The sequence below is a fragment of the Rhodoplanes sp. SY1 genome, from assembly GCF_046000175.1.
In the GTDB taxonomy this organism is placed as follows: Bacteria; Pseudomonadota; Alphaproteobacteria; order Rhizobiales; family Xanthobacteraceae; genus Rhodoplanes.
In genome coordinates this window covers 1-458 of record NZ_JBEOMB010000353.1, presented here as the reverse complement: position 1 = coordinate 458, position 458 = coordinate 1, and the positions used below count along the sequence as shown (strand labels likewise).

1 protein-coding gene is annotated in these 458 nt (G+C 69.9%); it reads left to right on the top strand.

Translation table 11 applies throughout. The annotated features are described in order from the left end of the window. Positions 1–204 (top strand): ExbD/TolR family protein (locus tag ABTU92_RS29610; protein ID WP_408095117.1); only part of this gene is annotated, 204 nt, incomplete at its 5' end. Between the last annotated feature and the right edge of the window lie 254 nt (positions 205–458).

Sequence of the window (458 nt, the reverse complement as noted above, 5' to 3'; positions counted from 1 at the left end):
AAGATCTTCCTCGACACCGTGCCGGTCACGCTCGCCGAGCTCGAGCAGCGGCTGGTCCAGCAGCGCGCCCTGACGCCCGACTTCCCGGTCGTCGTGCGCGGCGACAGCCAGACCCAGTATCAGAACGTCATCGACGTGCTCGATCTGCTCGGGCGTCTCGACATCAAGCAGGTCGGGCTCGCCACCAAGTCGCTGGTGAAGTGACGGAACGAACGGATCGATCGGAACGAGGGCGCGGACGGATGGGCCGGCGATACGATACGAGCGACGACAGTGGGCGGCCGGGCGGCCGTCGGCAGCTGCTCGCGGTCGGCACCGGCGTGATCGTCCTTCTGGTGCTCGGGGCTGGCGTCGCGGTGCTGCTGAGCGGCGATCACCGCCGTCGCCGCCAGTGCCGCCGCTATGTTCGGTCCCGTTGCTGTCGACACCGCCACCACCACCGCCGCCGCCGCCGCTCG